The sequence below is a fragment of the Corynebacterium lehmanniae genome, from assembly GCF_043161975.1.
Lineage (GTDB): Bacteria > Actinomycetota > Actinomycetes > Mycobacteriales > Mycobacteriaceae > Corynebacterium > Corynebacterium lehmanniae.
This window is the reverse complement of record NZ_CP170998.1, coordinates 1,913,620-1,931,166: the sequence shown is the minus strand read 5'-3', so window position 1 is coordinate 1,931,166 and position 17,547 is coordinate 1,913,620. Positions and strand designations below refer to the sequence as shown.

The following is a 17,547-nucleotide window of genomic DNA, read 5'->3' as shown; positions in this document are numbered from 1 at the left end:
GCAGATATACGGTCGGATGTATAAAACTGCGCCGGGGAGACGGCGCAGGTGAACGAGTAGAGGAGCACGGCTATGACCACGGCTTTGGGTAACACCGCGCAGCGAAACGCACAACGGACCACGTCCCGCAAGTGCGACGCATCCGGACATCTCGTTTTTGACCGAGGGGATTGGGTCACCCACGCGCAGTGCCGCGGCAAGGATCCGGACGCCCTGTTCGTCCGGGGTGCGGAGCAGCGCAAGGCCGCCGCGATCTGCCGCGCGTGCCCGGTGCTCACCGAGTGCCGCGCCGACGCACTGGACAACAAGGTCGAGTTCGGCGTCTGGGGCGGGCTCACGGAGCGTCAGCGCCGCGCGGTGCTGCGCAAGAACCCGCACGTGACGGACTGGGCGGAGTACCTCTCTGCCGGCGGCGAAGTTGTCGGCCTGTAGGTAGTCTTGGGCGCCATGACGAAATGGGAGTACGCAACGGTTCCGTTGCTCACGCACGCCACCAAGCAGATTCTGGACACCTGGGGCGAGGACGGCTGGGAGCTCGTCTCCGTTGTACCGGGCCCGACCCAGGACAACGTTGTCGCTTACATGAAGCGGGAGGTCGAATAGATGTGGACTGATCGTCTCAAGGAGCTCGGTATCGAGCTGCCCGCCGTCGCTGCACCCGTTGCTGCCTACGTGCCCGCCGTCGAGGCCGGAAACCAGGTGTGGACGTCCGGCCAGCTGCCGTTTATCGACGGCAAACTGCCCGCCACCGGCAAAGTCGGCGCGGAGGTCACCGAGGAGGCCGCTTACGGCTACGCTCGCCAGGCCGCGCTCAACGCGATCGCCGCGGTGGATGACTTGGTCGGCATCGACAACGTCGCCCGCGTGCTCAAGATCGTCGGCTTCGTCGCCTCCGACCCGGCGTTTACCGGCCAGCCCGCCGTGATCAACGGCGCCTCCGAGCTCATGCAGGAGGTCTTCGGTGAAGCCGGTGCGCACGCCCGCTCCGCAGTGGGCGTGGCGTCGCTGCCGATGGACACGCCTGTCGAGGTCGAACTCGTCGTCGAGCTGAAGAGCTAGAACTCCAATACACGGCTGTTAAGCGGGTACGCTGGGGCATATGCAACATCCCGCTTACAGCCAACTGCGCCCTGTGACCGCCAACGCCGCGGTGGTCCTGGCGCCGAACCCCAGCTACGCGGCGCTCGAGGGGACCAACTCCTGGGTGATCAGGGGTGAGGGGGATCAGCGAAGCATTGTCGTTGATCCGGGCCCGGAGGATGAGGGCCACCTCAACGTCCTCCGCTCCAAGGCGGGGGAGGTGGCGCTCATTTTGCTCACGCACCGCCACCACGACCACGCTGACGGCGCGGAGCGTTTCCGCCAGCTCACCGGTGCTCCTGTTCGCTCGCTGGATCCGCAGTACAGCTCGGGGGCGGACCCGCTTGTCGACGGCGAAGTGGTCGCCGTCGACGGCATCACCCCACGCCTGAAGGTCGTGGCCACCCCCGGCCACACCAGCGATTCCGTGTGCTTCTTTGTCTACCCGGGAGACCCGGAGACCACCGAGCTGGAGGGCATCATCACCGGCGACACCATCGCTGGCCGCCACACCACCATGATCTCCGAGACCGACGGCGACCTGGGCAAGTACCTGGATTCCCTGGAGCTTCTGGAGGAGCAGGGCAAGGACATCCCGCTGCTGCCGGGCCACGGCCCCGAGGGCGCGGACCTGTCGGCCTACGCCCGCAAGTACATCGACCGCCGCAACCAGCGCCTGGAGCAGATCCGCGAGGCGCTGAAGACCCACGGCGAGAACGCCGACATCAACACCCTGGTCGACGCGATCTACGACGATGTGGACCCGGTGCTGCGCGGCGCCGCCGAGCAGTCCACCCGCGTGGCCCTGCGCTACCTGAAGGCCGCGCCCTAGGGGTTTTGTACGAATCGACAAAACGCGCTTTGTGTCAAGTGGTTGTGAACAGTTTCTGGTTCAGGCGACGGTAAGTGTGGGTGATTGTGGGCGGGTTTTGGTGGTTGTGCGGATGATGGTGACCTCTTTGGGTAGTCCGGTCGGTGTTTTGGGCATTGCGGTGATGAGTCCGGCTTCGAGTGCGGCACGTGCTGCGTTGATGCGGTTGGTTTCGTATTGCTTCCAGGTACCGTCGAGCACGCTTTGCGGGGTGTAGCCGTTGATGCCGCTGTGGGGCCGGTTGTTGTAGTGCCTGGTAAAGCGGGCTACCCATTGGGTGGCGGCGTCGATGTCGGCGAAGGCTTTCGGGTAGTACGCAAATCCCTTCATGGTGTGGAACAGTGACTCCATCTGGGGGTTGTCGTTGCTTGTTGCCGGCCGGCTAAACGATGCGTCAACGTCGTGTTTGGCGAACACTCGCTTTAAGGCGTTGCTTCGCATAGCTGCCCCGTTGTCGGAGTGCACGGTTTGCACTGTGGGGTAGCGCGTCAAGATGTCGTCGAAGAGTTTGGATACACCGCGTGCGTCTTCGCGGTGGGTGACCAACGTGCCGATCACGGCGCGTGAGTACAGGTCGATGATGGTGTGGCAGGCGTAGTTTTCGTTGACGAACGGGCCAGGCAGGAATGTGATGTCCCAGCACAGCACTTGTGCTGGTGCAGTAGCGACGACATGTGGTGGCTGGTTGTTGCCGCGTTTCGACCTGCGTTTGGTGCGAGTGCAGTTACGGTGCTTCAACAGTCTGTTGTGCTTGCGGGCGATGCGGTAGAAGCTGCTCAAACTGGCGACGTAAACGCCGTGGTTATAGGCGTTGTAGAACACATCGTCCACGCTCGATTGCGGGTTGGCGTCCAGCTGGGCGAGGATCTTATCGACGTGTTCCTGTGTGAGCCGGGCGATGTTGCGTTCGTGGTGGGCAATCGGGTTGGCGGTTTTCGGCCGCGGGTTGGATTCGTAGTAGATCCGGCTGCGGCTGACTCCCAGCAACACACACGCCCGGGAAGTGGAGTGGCCTAATCCGACAAGGGCGTCGATGAGTCGTTGTTCTTCTTGTCGACCAGCTTCATAGCGTCGCGTTTCGTCTTCGGATAGGCGTTTTCCTCCGCGTCGTAGTCCACGCCAGGAAGATCGGGCATGGACGCTAAAGCTTTTCCCAACACATCACTGGTTTTGACCCATTTATCCAGTTCTTGTTCTTGCCGGGTGAGTTTGCGGTTGGCTTTGGCGAGTTCTTTTTTCAACCGTTCGTTTTCCCGAATCATCGCCTCAACCTGGCGACGTGACTGCGTGAGGTCATCTGAGGTGCGTTTTCCCACTGTTCCTGCCTTTCGTTTATGCGTGTAATGCGCGATCGACCCGTCTGCGACCATGGTGGCCCACCGCAGCACTGTCCGGTGGCACAGATCATGCCTGGCGATAAACGCCTCCTTTTCACCGTAAGGAAGCGAAAGGTAGCGCTGCACCAGCGACGTCACCGCCGCGGCGTCGAGCACCGCTGGCAGTTCCTCGTCGCCGACCGACGCTGCCTTTTGCTGCGCGCAGGTCAAAAGCCCAAGCTGTTGGCCCCACCGAAAGATCTTGGCTCCATACAGCCCATGGCGATCAAGCCAGATACCTTTCGCCCCATACGGCAACTGGCGATAGATCGTGACCATCTGTCGCTTCTGAGCGGCAGTAAAATCCAACCCCCGCGAATACGGCTGGCACGCTGTAAACACAACCGCGCCAGCCTGCGGCATAACCAGGTCATCCTCGTCGAGGACCTCGCCAGGAGACAGCACCGTCACCGCAAGGGACAACACATCATCAGCGCGAAGCCTCCGCCTGGGCAGGCGACCGCTTCGAACCTGTTGACCACCGACCGAAGCTGCCTCGGACAGCACGTCCGGCTCCGGGATCAACACTGGAACATCGAGCAAAGTCATGAACAAAACCTCCTACGGATCGTTGTTCACAACCAGCCTGACAGAGAGGGACGCCAACGCTCCGGCTTCTCCCACCTGGGGAAATGCCGGAGCGTTGTCGATTTGTGCAAACGGGGGCGCGCTAGCGGGCGCGGCGGGCGAGGTGCTCGGTGTCGACTATGAGCACGCTCTTGCCCTCGAGGCGGATCCAGCCGCGGTGGGCGAAGGTGGCCAGCGCCTTGTTCACCGTCTCGCGGGAGGCGCCGACGAGCTGGGCGATCTCTTCCTGCGTCAGGTCGTGGTTGACGCGCAGGGCGCCGCCTTCGTGGGTGCCGAAGCGGTTGGCCAGCTGCAGCAGCGTCTTGGCCACGCGGCCGGGCACGTCGGTGAAGATGAGGTCCGCAAGCGACGCGTTTGTGCGGCGCAGGCGGCGGGCCAGTACGCGGAGGAGCTGCTGGGAGATCTCCGGGTGGGTGTCGATCCAGGTGCGCAGCATGGTGGAGTCCATGGTGGCGCAGGTGACTTCGGTGACGCACACTGCGGAGGAGGTGCGTGGACCCGGGTCGAAGATGGACAGCTCGCCGAACATGTCCGTCGGGCCCATCACGGACAGCAGGTTCTCGCGGCCGTCCGGGGCGTGGCGGGCGAGCTTAATTTTGCCGTCGACGATGATGTAGAGGCGGTCGCCGGGTTCGCCTTCGTCGAAGATGGTGGTGCCTTTGGGGAAGGTCACCGTGTCCATCTCGTTGATTAGCGCGGCTACTGCTTCCGGGTCCACGCCCTGGAAAATGCCGGCGCGGGCGAGTGTGTCCTGTACGCCTTCCATGAATCCTCCTCGGTTGGGACGGCCAGGGGGCAGTGGTTGCAGTCACTTTCGCGTAACTTTTTGGCAGCCGTCACAGTGCGTTTTGCACTTTACCACCCATGCGCGGTCTTGGTCAGGTGGTTGGCCAAGTTGGTGTTAATCCACCACGCGCGCCTCGAGCCGCTCCATCGCCAGCGGGAACGCTCCGAGCACTACCGGGATCAGCAGCACGAGAATCACATTCATAGGTGTCATTTTACGCCACGCATAACTAGCATGTCGGTCATGTCCTCCACCACGCCGAAAAAACACCGCCGCCCCGGATCCCATCCGGCGGCGAAGGGGGCGGAGACGGACATCGGCCGCACGAGGAGGGCCCGCCGGATCAACCGCACGCTGGCGGAGACGTTCCCGGACGCGCACGCTGAGCTGGACTTTTCCAACCCGCTGGAGCTGCTAGTGGCGACGGTGCTTTCGGCGCAGACCACGGACGTGCGCGTCAACATGGTCACCCCGGCGTTGTTTGCCAAGTACCCCACCGCCCACGCGTACGCGGAAGCCGATCAAACCGAGGTGGAGGAGCTTATCCGTTCCACCGGTTTCTACCGCTCGAAGGCGAAAAACCTCATCGGTTTAGGCCAGAAGCTGGTGGCGGATTTCGGCGGGGAAGTGCCCACCAAACTCGAGGATCTGGTGACGCTTCCGGGCGTGGGCCGCAAGACGGCGCACGTGGTGCGCGGCAACGCGTTCGGCATGCCGGGGCTGACGGTGGACACGCACTTTCAGCGGCTGGTCAAGCGCCTCATGCTCACCGAGGAAACGGATCCGGTGAAGATCGAGCACGCCATCGCCGGGCTCATCGAGCGCCGCGAGTGGACCATGTTCTCCCACCGCATCATCTTCCACGGCCGCCGTATCTGCCACGCCCGCAAACCGGCGTGCGGCGTGTGCCCGATCGCGTTCGACTGCCCGAGCTTCGGCGCCGGCCCCACCGATCCGGAGGCGGCCTCGGACCTGGTCACGGGCCCGGAGCGCGACCACATCCTGGGGCTTGCATGAAGCGCGCGATCTGGGTGAGTGTTGTGGTCATCGTCGCGGTGACCCTGCTCGTGGTGGCGGGCGCGCGCAGTTTGCTTGTCGACGATCAACCAACGGGGGACCCTGTGGCCGTCGAGAAGCAGGTGCCTCAACGGCCGGACTGCCCGGCTGGGCTGGACCTGCCGTGCCTGGGTGGGGACGTGGCCGGCGAGGCCAAGGAGATCACCGTGGTCAACGTGTGGGCCTGGTGGTGCCAGCCGTGCCGCGCGGAGCTGCCGGCAGTGGAGGAGTTCGCGCGCACGCACCCGGAATACACCGTGGTGGGCGTGCACGCGGACCAAAACGCGGGCAACGGCGCGGCGCTGCTGGAGGATCTTGGGGTGGGCCTGCCCAGCTATCAGGACGACTCGGGCGCCTTCGCCGCGGAGCAGGGCCTGCCGCCGGTTGTGCCGGTGACGGTGGTGCTGCGCGGCGGCGAGCAGGTGGCGGTGTTTGCCAAGGAGTTCACCTCGGCTGAGGAGCTCGCCGCGGCTGTTCAGGGGGCGCTGTAGATGGACGCGCCGCTGCGCCCGGACCGCGCGCCGCGGTGGCTGAAACCCCTGCTAGAGGCCATCGAAGACGGCGGTGCGGGAATCCCGCGCCGGCTGCTGTCGCCGCGCGTGCTGCAACAAGACGGCGCGGACCAGGCCGCCGTGTTGATCCTGTTCGCCGGCGACCCGCGCGCGACCGAGCTGCCGGAGGACGCGCGGGTGCTGATCACCCACCGCACCCCGCGCATGCGCAGCCACTCCGGTCAGATGGCGTTTCCCGGCGGCCACATCGACCCCAGCGACGGCGGGCCCGTGGATGCCGCGCTGCGCGAAGCGTGGGAGGAAACCGGCCTGGACCCGGACCGTGTGATCCCGCTTGCCCTGCTGGACGCTGCCACCACCGGCGGAAGCAACCGGCGCGTGCGCCCCGTGGTGGCGTTCACCCCGGAGCCCGGCGAGGTGTACCCGGCCAGCGAGGAGGAGACGGACGCGGTGTTTTTCGTGCCGGTGCGCGAGCTGGTGGATCCGCGAAACCGGGCGATGCTGGGCATCAAGGAATGGTCGGGGCCCGCGTTTTGGGCGGGGGAGTTTCTGGTGTGGGGCTTTACCGGGGTGCTGCTCGCCGTGGTGCTGAAGCTGGGCGGCTGGGTGCGGCCCTGGGACGAAAAGCCCGGCGACTTGCGGGCTGCGCTGGCGCGTTCTGCCAACCGTGAGCGGTAACATCACCGGAATGCACCTGGTTATCGACGTCCTGCTCGCGCTCGCCGTCGTCGCCGCCTTCATTAGCGGCTGGCGCCAGGGGGCGCTCTCGGCGGTGCTGTCCGCCGTCGGCGTGGTGGCGGGCCTGGTCATCGGGCTTGCGTTGGCGCCGTTCGCGCTGGACCTGGCGGAATCGCAGACGGTGCGCATCGTGCTGCTCATCGCCCTGGTCGTGCTGTTTGTGGGGCTGGGCAACCTGGTCGGCGTCACCGTCGGCGGGAACCTGCGCGGGCGCGTGCGCTCCCGGGGCCGCCGCGTGCTGGATTCCGTGCTCGGCGCGACGTTCCAGTCGGTGGCGGTGGCCGCGGTGCTGTGGTTCATCTCCATCCCGCTGGCGGCCTCGGTGCCGGGCGAGATCGGCGACGGCATCCGCTCCTCCCGCGTCTTCGGCGCCATCGACGCCGCCGCCCCCGAGGCGGCCTCCAAACTGCCGGTGAGGTTCGCCGCGCTTCTCGACGAATCCGGGCTGCCGCCGTTGGTTTCCCCCTTCTCGCCGGGCGGGGCGCAGGTAGCGGCGCCGGATGGGTCGGCGGTGGAGCCGGAGGTCGTAGAGAAGCTGCGCCCCAGCGTGGTGCACGTGATGGGCGACGCGGAAACCTGCCGGCGGCGCCTCATGGGCACCGGCTTTGTCATCGAGGACGGCTACGTGCTCACCAACGCGCACGTGGTGGCCGGCACCGAGCGGGTGGCCCTGGACACCGTGGTGGGGGTCAAACCCGCGCAGGTGGTGCTGTTCGACCCGGACACCGACATCGCGGTGCTGCGCGCCGATGAACTGGGGCTGCCGGAGCTGCGCTGGGCCGAAGACGAGCTGGCGGTCAGCGACAGCGCCGTGGTGATGGGCTACCCCAAGTCCGGCCCGTTCGAGGCGGCGCCGGTGCGCATCCGCGGCAAGCTGGAAATCGCGGGCCCGGACATCTACACCACCGGGCGCGTGGAGCGCGAGGCGTACACCATCCGCGGCAACATCCGCCAGGGCAACTCCGGCGGGCCGCTGCTCACCCCGGGAGGCGAAGTCGCGGGAATGATCTTCGGGGCGTCCCTGGACACCTCAGAAACGGGATACGCGCTGACTGCACACCAGGTGCAGCAGCGCGTAGGGGATGTGCGGAGCTTAACGCGCCCCGCGGATACGCAAGCGTGCGTTAGCGGTTAACGGCGGTGGAGCCGCCGGTGCGCGGCAGCGAGGAGCCCGTGCCGGAGGAGGTGTAGAGGCCAGCCTCGTCCTTGGCCAGGTTCTTCTGCGCCTGGCCCGGCTTGAGGTTCTTCAGCTCGTTGACGGACTCGATGGTCTTCTCCGGCGCCTTGATCTTCTTGATCTTCTTGAAGCCGATGAAGGCGAGCAGGCCAGCCAGCGCCAGCATGACCAGGAAGACAATCAGGAACGCCCAGCCGCGGTGCATCCAGGACGCGAGCATCTCCGCGATGGCGAAGAAGAGGAAGAAGGAGGAGTACAGCGCGATCACGCCGGCCACGGCGAACAGGCCGCCGCCCATGGCGCCCTTCTTCACCTCGCCGACGACCTCGGCCTTGGCCAGCTCGATCTCGCCGCGGACCAGGGTGGAGACCTGCTGGGACGCGTTGGAGATCAGGGTGCCGATGGAGTCGTTGCCCGGCTGGGTGGCGTAGGTGTCGCGCAGCGGGATGGAGTCCACCTTGGCGTTCACGGCGGTGGAGCCGCTGGTGTAGAGGCCTTCGTTGCTCACTTGTAGTTCACCTTCCTGGGTGGCTTTTATACGGCACCCGGGAAGGTGCCTGGAAATTCTTCACACGATGTTAGCGATGTATGGAGGTATTTGCCCGAATCGGGGTAGAAAAGTCACGCGGTTTTACGCCGAGCGCTTGTCGTCCTTGCCGCCGCCCATGGCGCGGGCGATGAGGACACCGGCGACTGCCAGGGCGGTCACGCCAGCGATCACGCCCGCGCCGATGCCCACTTCGCGCGCGTTCGGCATCTGGAACAGCGGCTCCGGGTTTTTGAAGGTGCGGGCCTGCCAGCCGTTGGCCAGCGCGTGTTTCTTCAGCGCCCGGTCCGGGTTCACGGCAACCGGGTTGCCCACCAGTTCCAGCATGGGGATGTCGGTGGCGGAGTCGGAGTAGGCGTAGCTGTGGTCCAGGTCGAAGTCGTGCTCGGCGGCGAACTGTCGCACCGCCTCGGCCTTCGCGTCGCCTTTGAGGTAGCGGGTGATTTCGCCGGTGAGCTTGCCGTTTTCCTCGGCCATTTCGGTGGCGACCACGGTGTCCACTCCGAGTTCGTCGGCGATCGGCTCCACCAGGATCGCAGCCGAGGCCGAGATGATGATGACGTGGTGGCCGGCGTTCCTGTGGTCGTCGATAAGCTGGCGCGCTTCGGCGTAAATAGCGGGGGCGACCACCTCGCGCAGGGTGTCGCGGGTGATGCGCTGGATGGTTGCGACGTCCCAGCCGGCGACCATCTGCGCGAGCGCGTCGCGGGTGGAGTCCATCTTCTGGCTGGACTGGCCCACCAGCATGTACTGGGCTTTGGTGAGGTAGAGCTCCCAGGCTTCCTGTCGGGTGATCATCCCGTTGTTCAGGAATTCTTTGCCGAAGGCGAACGCGGATGACGTCGCAATGATCGTCTTATCCAGGTCGAAGAAGGCCGCCACCGGCTTGTTAGCAGACATACTCCTGCAGTGTAGACCCCAAACCCTACGGATGCGTAGCTAAGGCCTGTGAAACCAGTGTGACGCGTGGGGCGACTTATCCACAGCGGAATTGTTGAAGCGTCCGCAATAGGGGTGGGTTATCCACAGAAAAAATTTCGCCCATTGTTTCCGGGTTGCCACGGTTGCACGCTACCGCCATGACACACGCAAACACAGGCCCCATCGTCGTCGCGGTCGCGGACCCGGCGCTGCACTCCGAAGCCATCCACATCGCCGCCGCCACAGGTCGCAAGGTCATCGACGCCGCCGACGACACCCAGCTCGCCCGCCACGCTCCCAAGGCGCATGCCTTGCTTATCGACGACCTCCGGGCCCCCTCCTTAAGCACCCAAACACGGGGACCGAACGTGTTCACCGTGGTCGCGGACACCGCCCCGGCCGCGACGCGCGAGGACGTCTTCGCCCTGCCCGCCCAGGCCGCGGACGTGCTGCGCAGCATCGGCGCGCTCGCGCTGGCCCCGGCTGTGTCGGCGGCGAGTGGGAAGGTCGTCGCCGTGCTCGGCGCGTGCGGCGGGGCGGGCGCGTCGGTGCTCGCCGCGGCGCTGTGCCGGGCGGCGGGCAACGCCACGCTGGTGGACGCCCACCAGCTCTCCGGCGGCCTGGACCTGTTGCTGGGGCTGAGAGCACGCCCGGCGCGCGCTGGGGCGAGATCGACTTCGCCGCCGGCGGGGCGGTCTCGCGCGCGGAGTTGCGCGGGGCGCTGCCCGCCGGCGAGGACGGCACCGCGCTGCTGACGTTTCCGCGAACAACCGTGGCGGACCCGTTCCGGCTGACATTGGATGAGCTCAACGCCGTGGTGCACGCCGCCGGCACGGAGGGGCTGACGGTGGTGGACGCCCCGCTTGCGTTGCTGCCGGACCGCTGCGACCTCGCCGTGGTCATGCTGCGGCCCGAGCTGCGCGCGGCCGCTGCCGCCGCCCGGATCGTCGCCGAGTGCAACGCCGCCGGGGTGGCCAGCGCGCTGGCGCTGCGGCAAAGCGAGTGGGCGTCGCTGGAGCCCGCGCAGGTGGAGGACACCGCGAAAGCGCCCGTGATCGTGCAGGTGCAGCAGGTCCGGGGGCTGACCAAGCAGCTGGACCAGGCCGGCCTGCCGGCGAAGCTGCCGCGCACACTGAACCGCGCCGCCGAGGCTGTGCTGGGGGAGGTGGCCTAAATGGACGACGTGCTCGCCCGCGTGAAGCGCCGCCTGGCCGACGAGCCAGCCCAGCCCGACCCGGCGCGCGTCGCCGCGATCATCCGCGAGGAAGCGGTGGTGATCAGCGACATCGGGGTGCTAGACATCATGCGCAAGCTTCGCGACGACACCACGGGCGCCGGGCCGTTGGAGGCAATCCTGGCGGACCCGGCCGTGACCGACATCTGCGTCAACGCCCCGGACGAGGTGTACGTGGACACCGGCCAGGGGTTGGAGCGCTCGGAGCTGACGTTCGATTCGGAAGCTTCCGTGAGGCGGCTCGCCACCCGCCTGGCCGTCAGCTGCGGGCGCAGGTTGGACGACGCGCAGCCGTTCTGCGACGGACACGTCACCCGCGACGACGGCACCCTACTGCGCTTCCACGCCGTACTCGCCCCGACCGCCCAGGCAGGCACCTGCATCTCCCTGCGCGTGCTGCGCACCGCCTCGGCCACGCTCGACGATCTTGTGGCGCGCGGCGCGCTTGACGAGGAGAGGGCGGCGCTGGTGCGGGGGATCGTCGCCAAGCGAAAGGCGTTTGTGGTCGTCGGAGGCACCGGCTCCGGCAAGACCACGTTGCTGTCCGCGCTGCTCGCGGAGGTGGACCCGGCCGAGCGCATCGTGGCCATCGAGGACACCCTCGAGCTGACCCCGGACCACCCGCACGTGGTGAACCTGACCAGCCGCGGCGCCAACGCCGAGGGTGCCGGCGCGATCACCATCGCGGACCTGGTGCGCCAATCGCTGCGCATGCGCCCGGACCGCATCGTCGTCGGCGAGATCCGCGGCGGGGAAGTGGTCGACCTGCTCGCCGCGCTCAACACCGGCCACGACGGCGGGGCTGGCACCCTGCACGCCAACTCCATCGAGGAGGTGCCCGCCCGCTTCGAGGCGCTCGCGGCACTCGGCGGGATGGACCGCGCCGGGCTGCATGCCCAGCTCGCCGCCGCCATCGACGTGGTGCTGGTGGTCAAACGCCGCACCGACGGCACCCGCTACCTGCAGCAGATCGGCGTGCTCGAGGGCGAGCCGGTGCGCGCGAAGGTGGTTTGGGACGCCGAGCGCGGCGAGCTGGACGGCTACGAGGAGCTCGCCCGATGATCACCGTGATGCTGCTTGCCTGCGCTGTCGCCGTCGCCGTGCCATCGCCCGCGTACCGGGTGGTCGAGCGCACCCTAAGCCCCGCGCCCAGGCTTATCCCGGCCACCGTGGCGGTTGCGGGCATCGGCGCGGTGGTGTTCGGCCGCGTCAGCCTCGTGGTCGCCGCGGCCATGGCCGGCGCGACGCTGGTGCACGTGCTGCGCGCCCGCCGCGACGACAGGGCCGCCCGGCGGCGCAGCGCGGCGGCCGCGACGTACCTCGGGGCAGTGTCCACCAACCTGCAGGCAGGCGCCGCCATGCCGGACGCGCTGGCGCGTGCCGCCGAGCAGGCGCCAGCCCCGCTGCACACGGAAGCCGCCCGCCTGACGCAGCTCGCCCGCTCCGGCGCGCCGCTGGAGACACACGTGCCGGAGCTTGAACGCCTCGGCACGCTCTGGGCGCTGTCGGCCTCGCGCGGGGTGCCGCTGGCGAAGCTGGTCGCCGCACTCCGCGACGACATCGACCACACCAACCGACACCGCGACGCCACCCGCGCCGCCCTGGCCGGCCCGCAAACCACCGCCGCAGTCCTCGCACTGCTGCCTGTTGCCGGGGTGCTCATGAGCACCGCGATGGGCGCGAACCCGCTGGCGTTTCTCACCGGCGGCGGGCTCGGCGGGGCGCTGTTGGTGGTGGGCACCGCGCTGGTGTGCGCAGGCGTGGCAGTCTCGCGCCGCATCATCGAGGGGGCCAGCGCATGATCGGCCTTGTTCCAGCACTCCTCGTCGCCGCGGCACTGTGCGTCGCCCCGGCTGGCCCCGGCGGCCGCGTCACCGCAGCCACCCCGAAGGCGCCCCGCGACGGTCCCGAAAGGGCCGACCCGGAGCGCTGCGCCAGCGACATCGAACTGTTCGCTGCATGCGTCTCAGCGGGCCTGCCCGCCGCCACCGCGGCGGCTGCGGTCGCTGACACCCACGGGACACGCAGCCCGTGGCACACCGTGGCCTCGCTGACGGCGCTGGGGGTCGAACCCCAGCGCGCCTGGGCCGAGATCCGCCACCTGCCAGGCGGCGAAGATCTCGCCGGGCTTGTTGTCCTATCCGCCACCTCCGGAACCTCGCTGGCCGCAGGCTGCGGGCGCATCGCCGCCCAGCTGCGCGCAGGCGCGGGGGACCGGGCCAAAGCCAAAGCGGAACGCGCTGGCGTGCTTATCGCCATCCCGCTCACCGCGTTTTTCCTGCCGGCGTTTTTCGTCCTCGGGCTCGCGCCCGCGGTGATCAGCCTCGGCACCTCACTGATCAACTAGAAGGAGTTTTCCCATGCGTCACCTCAATTCCGCACTCACCACTGCCTACCTGTACGCTGCCTCCAGGGCCCAGAAAATGCGCTCTGACCAAGGGATGTCAACTATCGAATACGCCTTTGGCAGCCTCGCGGCCGCGGCCCTTGCCGGCGTGCTCTACCTCGTGGTCAACGGCGACGCCGTCACCAACGCCATCGAAAGCGTCATCACCGACGCGCTGAGCAACACGCCGGGCTGATGAGCACCATCGAAACCGCGCTGTCGCTGTCGGCCCTCGTGGTGGTCACAGCCGCGATCGTGGGCGGGATCGCCACCGTTGCCGCCTACATCACGGCCGTGGACATCGCAGGTGCCGCCGCCCGCGCCCACGCGCTGGGGGTGGACTACGCCGCGCCCCGCGGCGACGTTGCCGTCACCGAAAACGCGGGCCTGGCCACCGCGGCCGCCTCGGTCCCGGCGCCGATCGGCACCATGCGCGCCACGGCCGTGTTCCCGGTGGAGTTCTGATGCGTCTGCTTTCCGACGAAGGCTCCGCCACCATCACCGCCACCGGCATCATCACGTCAGTAGTTTCGCTGGCACTGGCGGTGGTGGCGCTCGGGGTGCACACCTCCGACACGCACCGGGCCCGGGTCGCGGCGGACCTAGCCGCCGTGGCGGGTGCGACCGCGATGTACCGGGGCGGTGACGCCTGTGCCACGGCCGGCCGCACCGCGGAGCTCAACGGCGCGCGCGTGGTGTCCTGCGAGGTCACCGCAGGCGACGTCGTGGTGGCAGCCACCCGCCGCCGGGCGGAGGCCGCCGCCCGTGCCGGGCCGTAACGTGCGCACCGCCTAGCGCGGTGCTTCACCCGCCGTCATGGTCACTAGCGCGCCGAGCAGCTTCAGCGCGGCGCGCTTGTCCAGTGGCTGGTTGCCGTTGCCGCACTTCGGCGACTGCACGCACGACGGGCAGCCGTCCTCGCAGCCGCAGGAGCGCACCGTCTCCCAGGTCGCCTCGATCCACTCGTGGAAGCGGGCGAAGCCCTCGTCGGCGAAGCCCGCGCCGCCGGGGTGGCCGTCGTAGACGAACACCGTGGGCAGCATCGTGTCCGGGTGCAGCGCGGTGGACACGCCGCCGATGTCCCAGCGGTCGCACGTGGCCAAAAGCGGCAGCAGCCCGATCGCGGCGTGCTCGGCGGCGTGCAGGGCGCCCGGGATCTCGCCGGCGGTAATGCCCAGCTCGTCCAGCACCATCGGGTCGATGGTGTACGCCACCGCGCGGGTGACCAAACGCTGCTCGGGCAGGTCGAGGGGGATGTGTTCGCTGACGGTGCCGTCGGCAAGCCGCACCACGTAGCCGGTGACCCGGTCGATGACCTCCACGTCGACGCTTGCCACCCACAGCCCCGGCGAGGGGTTGACCAGCTTGTGGGCCTCGCCCAGGATCGTGATGTCCGTCGTCGAGCGCGCTTGCGTGGAATAGTCGGGCAGCTCCGGCGCCACCAGTGCGACGTAGTCGTCCAGGTCCAGCGCCTGGACCACGAAGTACTCGCCCTGGTGGATGTAGACCGCCCCGTCGTGCACCTGGCTCATCGCGCGCGCCGCGTCCACGGTGCCGAGCAGCCGACCGTCGGCGACGTCCACGATCATCACCTGCTCGCCCACATCGCCGCGCAGCGACACCGAAGCGTGCGCCGACTCCGGCGTGATCTCGCCGTCCAACTGCGGCACCGCGAACCAGCCCGCCGGCCGGCGGCGCAACAAGCCCGCAGCAGTCAGGTCGTCCACCACGTCGTGGGCGCCGAAGGCCTCCACGTCCGCCTCGCTCAGCGGCCGTTCCACCGCGGCGCAGTACACGTGGCCGCGCAAAATGAACGGGTTGGTTGGGTCGAACACGGAATTTTCCACCGGCTTGCCCAGAAGCGCCTCCGGATGGTGGACCAGGTAGGTGTCCATCGGCTCGTCGCGCGCCACCAGCACCGCCACCGAGCTCTGCCCGCGACGGCCCGCGCGCCCCGCCTGCTGGCGAAACGACGCCACCGTGCCCGGAAACCCCGCCATCACCACCGCGTCCAGCCCACCGACGTCGATGCCCAGCTCCAGCGCGTTCGTGGACGCCACCCCCAGCAGCTCACCATCGTCCAGGCGGCGCTCCAGCTCGCGGCGGTCCTCCGCCAGATACCCCGCCCGGTACGGCGCGACACGCTCGGCCATATCCGCGCGGCCCGCCGCCGACAGGTGCTCCTGGGTGCGCATCGCCACCGTCTCCGCGGCGCGCCGGGACCGCACGAACGTCAACGTCCGCGCGCCCTGCAGCAACAGCTCAGCCGACACCGACGCCGCCTCCGCGGTGGCGGGGTAGCGCACCGGCGCGCCGCCCTCGCCCTCGGCGCCCTCGATGAAGCCGGGCTCCCACAGCACGATGGTGCGCTCGCCGGAAGGGGCGGCGTCCTCGGTCACGGCCACAGCCTCGCGCCCGCTCAGCCGGCGGGCCTGCCCCGCCGGGTCCGCCGCGGTGGCCGACGCGTAGATCAGCGTCGGGGAAGACCCGTACGCGGCGGCGATGCGCAGCAGCCGCCGCAGCACTAAAGCCACGTTCGCGCCGAACACGCCCCGGTAGGTGTGGCACTCGTCCACCACCACGTACTTCAAGTGCCGCAAGACCCGCGCCCACCGCGCGTGCGAGCCCAACATCGACGCGTGCAGCATGTCCGGGTTGGTGAACACGTAGCGCGCGTGCTCCCGAATGCCCGCGCGCGATTCCGTCGGCGTGTCCCCGTCGTAAGGCGCCGGGTGGATGCCCTCCAAGCCCGCGCCCTTAACCATCCGCAGCGTGGCCTGCAGCTGGTCCGAGCCCAGCGCCTTCGTCGGCGTCAGGTACACCGCGCACGCCGTCGGATCCTGCACCAGTGCGGTCAGCACCGGCAGCTGGTAGCCCAACGACTTGCCGGAGGACGTCCCCGTCGCCACCACCACGTCCTCGCCGCGCCACGCGTGCTCTGCGCACAAGGCTTGGTGGAGGTAGGGGGAAGCGAAGCCTTCGTCGATAAGCAATTGCTTCAAACGCGGCTCCACCCACCCAGGCCACTCGCTGAAGCGGGCCTGACGTGCGGGGACCTGCTCGACATGCGTGATCGTCGCCGCAGGATGGCGGCGCTTCAGCGCGCCGAGGAGCTCGGTGCCAAACGGGGAAACCATAATCACCGGAAAGTATGCCAGTTCCCAGTGCTAAGGCCCGCACTTCATGGCACACTGGGTGGCGGTCACAGATTTTGTGTGCGCCCGAAGCGGTGCTCGCGAGGATTGTGCACGCGGGCACCAGGACCCGTTAGGCCCTGGTGGACGACATCTCTACGCAAATTTTTGAAAGGTTTCACCATGGCAACCGGTACCGTGAAGTGGTTCAACGCCGAAAAGGGCTTCGGCTTCATCGCCCCGGACGACGGCTCCTCCGACGTCTTCGTCCACTACTCCGAGATCCAGGGCTCCGGCTTCCGCACCCTGGAAGAAAACCAGCAGGTCGAATTCGAGGTCGGCGAGGGCGCCAAGGGCCCGCAGGCGCAGCAGGTGCGCGCGCTCTAAGCACACTTTGCTTATCGACGGGGCTTCCGCTCGGAGCCCCGTTTTTTATACGTTGCTCACGCCTTGGCGCACGTCACGCCACTCGGCAAGCTTGTTCTGGCCCTTTTGAATCAGGTAGCCGACAGACGAGCCGAGCACCACGCCCAGAAGCATCGCGAGCAGCGGGTAGTCCTGCAGGATGCGCCCGCCCAAGTAACCGACGCCGACGCTCAAAAACGCCCAGAGGATCACGCCGACGGTGTCGAAGAAGACGAACTTGAACCAGTTGTAGCGCACCGACGCCAGCACAATCGTGGCCACCCAGCGCGCCCAGGGGATGAAGCGGGCGACGATAATGGTCGCGCCCGCGCCGCGGTTCATGTTCCGGCGCACCCAGCGGATCGCCTGGCCCGCCTTCGACTCCGGGTCCAAGGCTTCCACCCGGTGAATGAGCTTGCCGCCGAGGGCGAAGCAGATGTTGTCGCCGATGATCCCGCCGATGGACGCCGCGGCGATCACGCCCCACACACTCGGCACTCCGCGGGATGCCGAAAACGCGCCCGCCAAGTTCAGCACCGTCTCCGACGGCACCACGGGCGCCAGCGCATCCGCGACAATAAGAACAGTCACCAGCGGGTAAAACACCGGCATCGCCATGAGCGTGTGCAGGAAATCGATGAGGGAATCGACCACGAAGACGCATCCTTTCCGCCCCCGGGGTTCACGGCTCCGGGGCACCCGAGCAGTGTAGTCCTATTACCCGGGTGCACAATC

At 67.9% G+C, this 17,547-nt stretch carries 24 protein-coding genes; 17 read left to right on the top strand and 7 right to left on the bottom strand.

The window, feature by feature from the left end; genetic code table 11:
• Positions 1–72 precede the first annotated feature (72 nt).
• The 4 genes from ACF3NP_RS09400 to ACF3NP_RS09385 are packed head-to-tail and all read left to right on the top strand — an operon-like array spanning position 73 to position 1,912.
• Positions 73–432, top strand: a complete 360-nt coding sequence (locus ACF3NP_RS09400) for a WhiB family transcriptional regulator (RefSeq protein WP_239307013.1) — start codon at positions 73–75, stop codon at positions 430–432.
• Between the two features lie 15 nt (positions 433–447).
• A complete protein-coding gene (locus ACF3NP_RS09395) occupies positions 448–603 on the top strand; it encodes a DUF4177 domain-containing protein (RefSeq protein WP_076590059.1) in 156 nt (51 codons plus the stop codon).
• The gene (locus ACF3NP_RS09390) at positions 604–1,059 is read left to right on the top strand and encodes a RidA family protein (RefSeq protein ID WP_181890115.1); all 456 of its coding nucleotides are present in this window, start codon (positions 604–606) and stop codon (positions 1,057–1,059) included. It begins immediately after the preceding gene.
• A 40-nt stretch (positions 1,060–1,099) separates the two neighbouring features.
• On the top strand, positions 1,100–1,912 hold the full coding sequence (locus tag ACF3NP_RS09385) for an MBL fold metallo-hydrolase (protein WP_181890114.1): 813 nt from the start codon (positions 1,100–1,102) through the stop codon (positions 1,910–1,912).
• 60 nt (positions 1,913–1,972) lie between these two features.
• Here ACF3NP_RS09385 and ACF3NP_RS09380 read toward each other — a convergent pair whose 3' ends face one another.
• The 3 genes from ACF3NP_RS09380 to glxR all read right to left on the bottom strand — a co-directional run bounded on the left by ACF3NP_RS09380 (position 1,973) and on the right by glxR (position 4,681).
• The gene (locus ACF3NP_RS09380; RefSeq protein WP_181889614.1) at positions 1,973–2,986 is read right to left on the bottom strand and encodes a DDE-type integrase/transposase/recombinase; all 1,014 of its coding nucleotides are present in this window, start codon (positions 2,984–2,986) and stop codon (positions 1,973–1,975) included.
• Complete coding sequence (locus tag ACF3NP_RS09375) at positions 2,965–3,876, bottom strand: hypothetical protein (RefSeq protein WP_181890113.1); 912 nt, start codon at positions 3,874–3,876, stop codon at positions 2,965–2,967. Before ACF3NP_RS09375 ends, ACF3NP_RS09380 begins: the two co-directional genes overlap by 22 nt.
• A gap of 121 nt (positions 3,877–3,997) precedes the next feature.
• Positions 3,998–4,681, bottom strand: a complete 684-nt coding sequence (glxR, locus tag ACF3NP_RS09370; protein WP_181890112.1) for a CRP-like cAMP-activated global transcriptional regulator GlxR — start codon at positions 4,679–4,681, stop codon at positions 3,998–4,000.
• Between the two features lie 264 nt (positions 4,682–4,945).
• Between glxR and nth the strand changes: the two genes are divergently transcribed.
• Genes nth through ACF3NP_RS09350 form a run of 4 tightly spaced genes read left to right on the top strand, consistent with a single transcriptional unit; the run spans position 4,946 to position 8,143 of the window.
• A complete protein-coding gene (gene nth / locus ACF3NP_RS09365) occupies positions 4,946–5,719 on the top strand; it encodes an endonuclease III (protein ID WP_181890111.1) in 774 nt (257 codons plus the stop codon).
• A complete protein-coding gene (locus tag ACF3NP_RS09360) occupies positions 5,716–6,249 on the top strand; it encodes a TlpA family protein disulfide reductase (RefSeq protein ID WP_181890110.1) in 534 nt (177 codons plus the stop codon). Before nth ends, ACF3NP_RS09360 begins: the two co-directional genes overlap by 4 nt.
• Positions 6,250–6,948, top strand: a complete 699-nt coding sequence (locus tag ACF3NP_RS09355; protein WP_181890109.1) for an NUDIX hydrolase — start codon at positions 6,250–6,252, stop codon at positions 6,946–6,948. It abuts the gene before it with no gap.
• Between the two features lie 10 nt (positions 6,949–6,958).
• On the top strand, positions 6,959–8,143 hold the full coding sequence (locus tag ACF3NP_RS09350; protein ID WP_181890108.1) for a MarP family serine protease: 1,185 nt from the start codon (positions 6,959–6,961) through the stop codon (positions 8,141–8,143).
• Here ACF3NP_RS09350 and ACF3NP_RS09345 read toward each other — a convergent pair.
• On the bottom strand, positions 8,133–8,693 hold the full coding sequence (locus ACF3NP_RS09345) for a phage holin family protein (protein ID WP_181890107.1): 561 nt from the start codon (positions 8,691–8,693) through the stop codon (positions 8,133–8,135). The genes ACF3NP_RS09350 and ACF3NP_RS09345 overlap by 11 nt on opposite strands.
• A gap of 123 nt (positions 8,694–8,816) precedes the next feature.
• On the bottom strand, positions 8,817–9,632 hold the full coding sequence (locus ACF3NP_RS09340; RefSeq protein ID WP_181890106.1) for an HAD family hydrolase: 816 nt from the start codon (positions 9,630–9,632) through the stop codon (positions 8,817–8,819).
• A 179-nt stretch (positions 9,633–9,811) separates the two neighbouring features.
• Between ACF3NP_RS09340 and ACF3NP_RS09335 the strand changes: the two genes are divergently transcribed.
• The 8 genes from ACF3NP_RS09335 to ACF3NP_RS09300 all read left to right on the top strand — a co-directional run bounded on the left by ACF3NP_RS09335 (position 9,812) and on the right by ACF3NP_RS09300 (position 14,052).
• Complete coding sequence (locus tag ACF3NP_RS09335) at positions 9,812–10,408, top strand: hypothetical protein (RefSeq protein WP_392398640.1); 597 nt, start codon at positions 9,812–9,814, stop codon at positions 10,406–10,408.
• 17 nt (positions 10,409–10,425) lie between these two features.
• The gene (locus tag ACF3NP_RS09330; protein WP_392398639.1) at positions 10,426–10,827 is read left to right on the top strand and encodes a hypothetical protein; all 402 of its coding nucleotides are present in this window, start codon (positions 10,426–10,428) and stop codon (positions 10,825–10,827) included.
• A complete protein-coding gene (locus ACF3NP_RS09325) occupies positions 10,828–11,949 on the top strand; it encodes a TadA family conjugal transfer-associated ATPase (RefSeq protein WP_181890104.1) in 1,122 nt (373 codons plus the stop codon).
• Positions 11,946–12,689 carry a type II secretion system F family protein gene (locus ACF3NP_RS09320; RefSeq protein ID WP_181890103.1) on the top strand — a complete coding sequence of 248 codons (744 nt, stop codon included), beginning with the start codon at positions 11,946–11,948 and terminating at the stop codon, positions 12,687–12,689. The genes ACF3NP_RS09325 and ACF3NP_RS09320 overlap by 4 nt, the downstream gene beginning before the upstream one ends.
• A complete protein-coding gene (locus tag ACF3NP_RS09315; RefSeq protein WP_181890102.1) occupies positions 12,686–13,234 on the top strand; it encodes a type II secretion system F family protein in 549 nt (182 codons plus the stop codon). The genes ACF3NP_RS09320 and ACF3NP_RS09315 overlap by 4 nt, the downstream gene beginning before the upstream one ends.
• Positions 13,235–13,310: 76 nt before the next feature.
• Positions 13,311–13,469, top strand: coding sequence for a DUF4244 domain-containing protein (locus ACF3NP_RS09310; protein WP_228496346.1), 159 nt, complete (start codon positions 13,311–13,313; stop codon positions 13,467–13,469).
• Entirely contained in the window at positions 13,469–13,738 is a 270-nt protein-coding gene (locus ACF3NP_RS09305) for a hypothetical protein (protein WP_181890100.1), read from the top strand. The genes ACF3NP_RS09310 and ACF3NP_RS09305 overlap by 1 nt, the downstream gene beginning before the upstream one ends.
• The gene (locus ACF3NP_RS09300; protein ID WP_181890099.1) at positions 13,738–14,052 is read left to right on the top strand and encodes an Rv3654c family TadE-like protein; all 315 of its coding nucleotides are present in this window, start codon (positions 13,738–13,740) and stop codon (positions 14,050–14,052) included. Before ACF3NP_RS09305 ends, ACF3NP_RS09300 begins: the two co-directional genes overlap by 1 nt.
• Before the next feature lie 12 nt (positions 14,053–14,064).
• Here ACF3NP_RS09300 and ACF3NP_RS09295 read toward each other — a convergent pair whose 3' ends face one another.
• Positions 14,065–16,410, bottom strand: a complete 2,346-nt coding sequence (locus tag ACF3NP_RS09295) for a DEAD/DEAH box helicase (RefSeq protein WP_181890098.1) — start codon at positions 16,408–16,410, stop codon at positions 14,065–14,067.
• A gap of 180 nt (positions 16,411–16,590) precedes the next feature.
• Here ACF3NP_RS09295 and ACF3NP_RS09290 point away from each other — a divergent pair, with 180 nt between their 5' ends.
• Complete coding sequence (locus tag ACF3NP_RS09290; RefSeq protein ID WP_034996968.1) at positions 16,591–16,794, top strand: cold-shock protein; 204 nt, start codon at positions 16,591–16,593, stop codon at positions 16,792–16,794.
• A 45-nt stretch (positions 16,795–16,839) separates the two neighbouring features.
• On the opposite strand, the gene ACF3NP_RS09285 is transcribed toward ACF3NP_RS09290, so the two are convergent.
• On the bottom strand, positions 16,840–17,466 hold the full coding sequence (locus ACF3NP_RS09285) for a VTT domain-containing protein (protein ID WP_181890097.1): 627 nt from the start codon (positions 17,464–17,466) through the stop codon (positions 16,840–16,842).
• Between the last annotated feature and the right edge of the window lie 81 nt (positions 17,467–17,547).

Coding starts and splice junctions, on each gene's coding strand:
- ACF3NP_RS09400 (WP_239307013.1), top strand. CDS start 73: ATGACCACGGCTTTGGGTAACACCGCGCAGCGAAACGCACAACGGACC.
- ACF3NP_RS09395 (WP_076590059.1), top strand. CDS start 448: ATGACGAAATGGGAGTACGCAACGGTTCCGTTGCTCACGCACGCCACC.
- ACF3NP_RS09390 (WP_181890115.1), top strand. CDS start 604: ATGTGGACTGATCGTCTCAAGGAGCTCGGTATCGAGCTGCCCGCCGTC.
- ACF3NP_RS09385 (WP_181890114.1), top strand. CDS start 1,100: ATGCAACATCCCGCTTACAGCCAACTGCGCCCTGTGACCGCCAACGCC.
- ACF3NP_RS09375 (WP_181890113.1), bottom strand. CDS start 3,876: ATGACTTTGCTCGATGTTCCAGTGTTGATCCCGGAGCCGGACGTGCTG.
- glxR (WP_181890112.1), bottom strand. CDS start 4,681: ATGGAAGGCGTACAGGACACACTCGCCCGCGCCGGCATTTTCCAGGGC.
- nth (WP_181890111.1), top strand. CDS start 4,946: ATGTCCTCCACCACGCCGAAAAAACACCGCCGCCCCGGATCCCATCCG.
- ACF3NP_RS09360 (WP_181890110.1), top strand. CDS start 5,716: ATGAAGCGCGCGATCTGGGTGAGTGTTGTGGTCATCGTCGCGGTGACC.
- ACF3NP_RS09355 (WP_181890109.1), top strand. CDS start 6,250: ATGGACGCGCCGCTGCGCCCGGACCGCGCGCCGCGGTGGCTGAAACCC.
- ACF3NP_RS09350 (WP_181890108.1), top strand. CDS start 6,959: ATGCACCTGGTTATCGACGTCCTGCTCGCGCTCGCCGTCGTCGCCGCC.
- ACF3NP_RS09340 (WP_181890106.1), bottom strand. CDS start 9,632: ATGTCTGCTAACAAGCCGGTGGCGGCCTTCTTCGACCTGGATAAGACG.
- ACF3NP_RS09335 (WP_392398640.1), top strand. CDS start 9,812: ATGACACACGCAAACACAGGCCCCATCGTCGTCGCGGTCGCGGACCCG.
- ACF3NP_RS09325 (WP_181890104.1), top strand. CDS start 10,828: ATGGACGACGTGCTCGCCCGCGTGAAGCGCCGCCTGGCCGACGAGCCA.
- ACF3NP_RS09320 (WP_181890103.1), top strand. CDS start 11,946: ATGATCACCGTGATGCTGCTTGCCTGCGCTGTCGCCGTCGCCGTGCCA.
- ACF3NP_RS09315 (WP_181890102.1), top strand. CDS start 12,686: ATGATCGGCCTTGTTCCAGCACTCCTCGTCGCCGCGGCACTGTGCGTC.
- ACF3NP_RS09310 (WP_228496346.1), top strand. CDS start 13,311: ATGCGCTCTGACCAAGGGATGTCAACTATCGAATACGCCTTTGGCAGC.
- ACF3NP_RS09305 (WP_181890100.1), top strand. CDS start 13,469: ATGAGCACCATCGAAACCGCGCTGTCGCTGTCGGCCCTCGTGGTGGTC.
- ACF3NP_RS09300 (WP_181890099.1), top strand. CDS start 13,738: ATGCGTCTGCTTTCCGACGAAGGCTCCGCCACCATCACCGCCACCGGC.
- ACF3NP_RS09295 (WP_181890098.1), bottom strand. CDS start 16,410: ATGGTTTCCCCGTTTGGCACCGAGCTCCTCGGCGCGCTGAAGCGCCGC.
- ACF3NP_RS09290 (WP_034996968.1), top strand. CDS start 16,591: ATGGCAACCGGTACCGTGAAGTGGTTCAACGCCGAAAAGGGCTTCGGC.